This window comes from Roseateles sp. (genome assembly GCF_031397715.1).
GTDB lineage: Bacteria > Pseudomonadota > Gammaproteobacteria > Burkholderiales > Burkholderiaceae_C > Paucibacter_A.
The window spans coordinates 1-5,250 of the sequence record NZ_JANNMI010000429.1; the positions used below are offsets into that span (position 1 = coordinate 1).

General features: G+C 62.8%; 5 protein-coding genes. 4 read left to right on the plus strand and 1 reads right to left on the minus strand.

The window, feature by feature from the left end:
- The first annotated feature begins 70 nt into the window (after positions 1-70).
- Positions 71-448 (plus strand): hypothetical protein, encoded by a 378-nt coding sequence (locus RMO57_RS18815; protein WP_310389270.1) that lies wholly within the window; start codon positions 71-73, stop codon positions 446-448.
- Between the two features lie 262 nt (positions 449-710).
- Positions 711-1,517 (plus strand): ice-binding family protein, encoded by an 807-nt coding sequence (locus tag RMO57_RS18820; RefSeq protein WP_310389265.1) that lies wholly within the window; start codon positions 711-713, stop codon positions 1,515-1,517.
- Positions 1,518-1,566: 49 nt separating this feature from the next.
- Here the strand turns inward: RMO57_RS18820 and RMO57_RS22045 are convergent, their stop codons facing one another.
- The gene (locus tag RMO57_RS22045; RefSeq protein ID WP_414896455.1) at positions 1,567-2,142 is read right to left on the minus strand and encodes a SpvB/TcaC N-terminal domain-containing protein; all 576 of its coding nucleotides are present in this window, start codon (positions 2,140-2,142) and stop codon (positions 1,567-1,569) included.
- 154 nt (positions 2,143-2,296) lie between these two features.
- Here RMO57_RS22045 and RMO57_RS18825 point away from each other — a divergent pair, with 154 nt between their 5' ends.
- A complete protein-coding gene (locus RMO57_RS18825; protein WP_310389267.1) occupies positions 2,297-3,256 on the plus strand; it encodes a hypothetical protein in 960 nt (319 codons plus the stop codon).
- A 2-nt stretch (positions 3,257-3,258) separates the two neighbouring features.
- Positions 3,259-5,250: ATP-binding protein (locus RMO57_RS18830; protein WP_310389268.1), on the plus strand; the 1,992-nt coding region annotated here is incomplete at its 3' end.

Here is a 5,250-nt window from a genome sequence, read left to right on the forward strand (position 1 = left end):
GCTCTGTCCGCCTGTCACAAGCCGCACCGCTTCATGCTTGAACTCCAGCGTGTAGCTGGCTCGTACCGTCTTGGTCATTTCCGTTCTCCTTGCTTGCATTGAAACACTCAGCAAGGGGTACGTTTTTCGGGGGCAAGGTCAGCAGGCGCTGATCATCGACGTAGCAGCGAAGATCCTCGCCGACAACCTCGCCTCGCTGCTGTGTGCCGCAGCCGCCGCGCAGCACGATCTGGCCGCCGGATCACTCAAGTGCAATCGCTCCTACGCCGCAGCGTTGTTGCAGCGAGCATTCCCGCGCCTGGTCCTGATCATCGGCGACTGGGTGGCCCACCTGCGCGACGTGCTCGTACAACTAGCAGCAAACACGCAGCGATTCGTACGCGGGCGAACGCGACCTCGGCCGGCTAATCCGATCAAGCCGCACCCCTCACTCGCGTATAAGCGATGATGTTATGTTGGGTGGATTACATTCGCCCCTGCTCGCGGCTATTAGATACCGTGGTCCATGGTTTTGATTCAATTGCTTGCGTCTGTGACAACTTTACGCGGCATAAGCCTGTCCCAGGTCTAAATGCCGCCGCTGACAAGCAAGTACTTTGCAACGTATGCACTACGCGAAAGTGATCGGTGCAGAACATCAATGCTTGAGTCGACACGGGGCGGTCGATCACACATCGGTGCTATTTCATCCATTCAACAGGAGACAAACAATGACCAAGTTCGAACGATATTCCCACGCGCAGCCATGGGTTATGGCCTCACTATTGGCCGCCATGCTGGCCGCATGCGGCGGTGGAGAGATTGCAACCGCTGAAGCATCAAAGGCGCAACGACTTTCGTCGCCTGGTATGGGAGGCGCTGGCCCTGCGCCGGTCAACCTGAGGTCGGCCGGTACTTTCACAATTCTGAGCAAGACCGGCATCACCGACGTTTATGCATCCGCCATTACGGGCGATGTTGGAACCAGCCCCATCACCGGTGCTGCGCTGCTGCTCTCGTGCGGCGAAGTGACAGGAAGAGTTTTCGTCGTCGATGCAGCGGGCCCACTTCCCTGTGCGATCAATGATGCCACCACCCTGACCGCGGCGGTGCTGGACATGCAAACCGCCTACCTGGATGCTGAAGGCCGCGTGTCGCCCGATTTCACGGAGCTCGGTGCCGGCGAGGTGGGTGGCTTGACCCTCAAACCTGGCCTCTACAAATGGGGCACCGGCCTCATGATTACCACGGACGTTACGCTTTCGGGTGGTCCAAACGACGTCTGGATTTTCCAGGTGGCGGGAACCTTTGACCAGGCGAACGGTGCGCGGGTGACGCTGGCCGGCGGCGCGCTGGCCAAGAACATTTTTTGGCAGGTCGCTGGCGCTGCAACCATCGGCACGACGGCTCACTTCGAGGGCGTCATGCTGGGCAAAACGCTGGTCGCCATGAACACCGGCGCATCGGCCAATAGCAGGCTGTACGCACAAACTGCAGTCACTCTCCAAATGAACGCGGTCACCCAACCCGCCCAGTAAGGAGGCAACAGACACCGCAGCGCACCAGCATCGGGCATCACAGGCTCGATCAGATCAAAGTTGTTAGTCGTTGGGGGAACCGGGCCGTCGGCCCGCGTTGTCCAGCAACGGCGTGCGGTTGCCGTAGTGGATCCGTTTCAGATATCGGTTCGCCCGACGGCCGGGGTCGTCGAGCGAACCATGGTTTCGTTCTCTGGCCAGGCCCAGGTCGACTGCGGCACCCTCTTCGGCCTCGTAGCGTGAGGACGTTGGCCCTGGAGATGGAGCGCCAACGAAGGTCTGCCGGGTCGCCAAGGCGCGACCAGCGCTCGATGGGTGCGAACAAGCCTACGCTGCGCGGCCGGTAGCGGCGCACGGCGTGGCCGTCGTGTACCGCTTCGTGAATGACCAGATTGCCCTGTGCGTCGCGCAACCAGGCGCCGACTCCCCCTGTATTGCCTACCCTGGACTGCCCGCTGCCGAACGGTTTCGGCCTGCGCGGCTGCGCGGCTGCGCGGCTGAAGGGCAATCGACCCGCGGCTGCTTGCGGGCCAACCCGCGCGCGCCGAGGGCGTCGATCCGGTACAACGCCACGCTGCGGGGCCCGGCATTGCGCTTGCTGCCTCAGTGGTGACTTCTTGCGCACGGATGACCCCGCGCGCAGGCAGTCCTAAACTTCAGTCACGTCAGATCGGACCGAAGACTTGGCGCACAGCGGCATCCGCCTCCTGTGGTTGCCGCGGCCGCGAACGACTTGCCTCGGCTCGCACCAAACGCTCATCATGCAAAGGTTGGACGCCATGACATCGACAACCTGGCGAATTTTGCTGGCGTTCGCGGCGCTGCTCGCCGCAGTGCCAAGCGACGCCGCCCGCTGCCTTTACGTCTCGTCCTACCACTCGGGCTACGAGTGGAACGACGGCCTCGAGCGCGGCATGGATCCGATCCTCAAGGGGCGGTGCGAACAAAAACGGTTCTACATGGATGGCAAGCGCAATCTCGACGCCGACTTTGCCCGCGCCAAGGGCCTCGAAGCCAAGGCGCTGATCGACGCTTGGCAGCCGGACGTGGTGATCGCGGCCGACGACAATGCCTCCAAGTACCTGGTGCTGCCGTACCTGCGCAATGCCAAGGTGCCGGTCGTTTTCTGCGGTGTCAACTGGACCGTCGAGCCCTATGGCTACCCCTACGACAACGCCACCGGAATGATCGAGGTCGGCCCGATCGAGCCGCTGCTGCGTGAAGTTAGGGCGGTGGTGAACAATGCCCGCCGCGGTGTCTTTCTCTCGGCTGCCGAGATGACACAGACCAAGGAATTCGAGATGAGCCGCGACAAATACGGCGCGGCGGGCATATCGATCGCGCACACAGCGGTCACCACCATGGCAGCCTGGGAACAGGGTTTCCTGGCGGCCCAGAAAGAGGCCGACTTCATCATCATCGGCAACTACGCCGGGATCAAGGATTGGAGCGGCGAACAGGCACGAGCGTTCGTCTTGCGCCATGGTGGCAAGTTCACCGTCGCCTACCTCGAGTGGATGGCGCCCTATGCGATGCTCACGATGTCGAAGATTGCCGATGAACAGGGCGAGTGGGCGGCGAAAGTGGCGCTGATGATCCTCGACGGTGTCTCGCCACGCAGCATTCCGATCGTCGCCAATCGACGCTGGGACATGTTCATCAATCCGCGCCTGCTCGGACCGTCTGGCCACCGTTTGTCGAGTGAAATCACACGCAAGGCCGTCAAGGTCGAACCGTGAAAATGCGCTGGCCGCTGTCTGGCCACCTGCCACTGGCGCTGCTGGTGTCCGGTCTGGTCTTGACGGCGGCGCTGGCCTCGCTGGCCTGGAACAAGGCGCGCGACCAGCAGGAATCCGAATTCGCGATCGAAGCCGGGTTGATACGCGACGATCTGATCGGCCGGCTCAACACGGCGGATGCCGTCATCGTGGGGCTGGCGACCCTCGTCAACTCGGCCACCAACGTCGATGCTGATCAGTTCCGGGTCTTTTCGGACGACGTGCTGCAGCGTCATCCGTTCATCCTGTCGTCGGCGTTCCTGCCCATGGTGACGAACGCAGAACGGCCTGACTTCGAACGGGAGCGCCGCCGCACCGGGTTCTCGACCTTCTCGATCAACGAGCGGCACGCAAGCGGCTATCGACCTGCACCGGACCGATCGACCTACTTCACGATCCTGTTCCAGGAGCCCTTCGAACCGTCCACGGCTGTCATGATCGGTTTCGACGTGGGGTCCGATCCGGACCTTTCCGCCGCAGTAGGGTCGGCAATCGATTCCGGTGTCGCTACGTCCGGCAGACCGCTGCTGCTCGATGGCCGGTGGCTTGGCTTTTGGCTTTTCAAGGCGGTCTACGCCGGCAAGGGAGTACCTGACAAACTCGCCGACCGGCGACGAAGCGCGAACGGATTGGTGGCACTGCGAATTCGGGGCGATGGACTGTTGCCGGTGGCCGCACGCACCGAGTCGCTCGGCCTCAGATTGGTGATGGACAGTCCCGGCTCGACCCAGACCAACGAGGTCATGCGATCACGCAATTGGCGCGACGGATCGATCGAAGGCATGCTGACGCGCAGCCTGCCGGTCGGGGCAGGTGGGCTGCAACTCAAACTGGACGTGCAGCGCGCGATCCGCTGGCGCGACATCGACTACACCGCGGTGGCAGCCGCACTGACGGTGGGCGGCTTGGCAACGGTCATGTTCACCCTTTCGGCACTGCAGGCCGCCAGGTACGGGCGTGAGCTGGCCGAGCGATATCGAGAAATCGAACTGGCGCGGCAACTCGCCGAGAGCGCCAATCGGTCGAAGACCGATTTCGTGGCCAACATGAGCCACGAAATCCGCACGCCGCTCAACGCGATCGTCGGCCTCAGCGTCTTGGCCCGCGATGCGTTCATCACACCGGCCGTACGCGACGACTACCTCGGCAAGATCCACGCCGCATCGCAGACCTTGCTGGAGATCATCGCCGACATCCTGGATGTATCCAAGATCGAATCGGGCGCGCTGCAGCTGGAGCGGATCGAGTTCGATCCGCGGCAAGAGCTCGCGCGCGTGGAACGTATGCAAGGCGACATGGCAATCGAGAAGGGGCACGCTTTCTCGGTCAAGACCGAGCCGGAAGTTCCGGCCGTCCTGGTGGGCGATCCACTGCGCGTGCGACAGATCATCACGAACTTCGTCGCCAATGCCATCAAGTTCACCGTGCGTGGCTCGGTCGCGGTGCGGCTCAGTGCGCCGTCGCCGGGCCGCGTTCGAATCGAAGTGAGCGACAGCGGTGTGGGTATCGATGAGCCCACCCGCAAGCGATTGTTCCAGCCCTTCGCCCAGGCCGACAGTTCCACCACCCGCCGCTATGGCGGCACGGGCCTCGGCTTGGCGCTGTGTCGCCGGTTGGTGGAAATGATGGACGGGACGATTGGTGTTGAATCGACGCTCGGCGCGGGCAGCCTGTTTTGGGCCGAACTGTCCTTGCCTGCCGGCGATCTGGCCAGCCCGGGCAGAGTCAACGCCGCGGTGGACACAGCCCCGACACGAAGCCTCGAGGGCGTGCGTGTGCTGCTGGTTGAAGACAACGAAGTCAATCGTATCGTCGCCGTCGCATCGCTGGAGCGTCTGGGTGCTCAGGCCACCAGCGTCGAGAGTGGCGTCGCGGCGATCGAATACATCGATCGCCACGGCAACGATGTCGACGTCGTGCTGATGGACATCCAGATGCCGGGCATGGATGGCTAC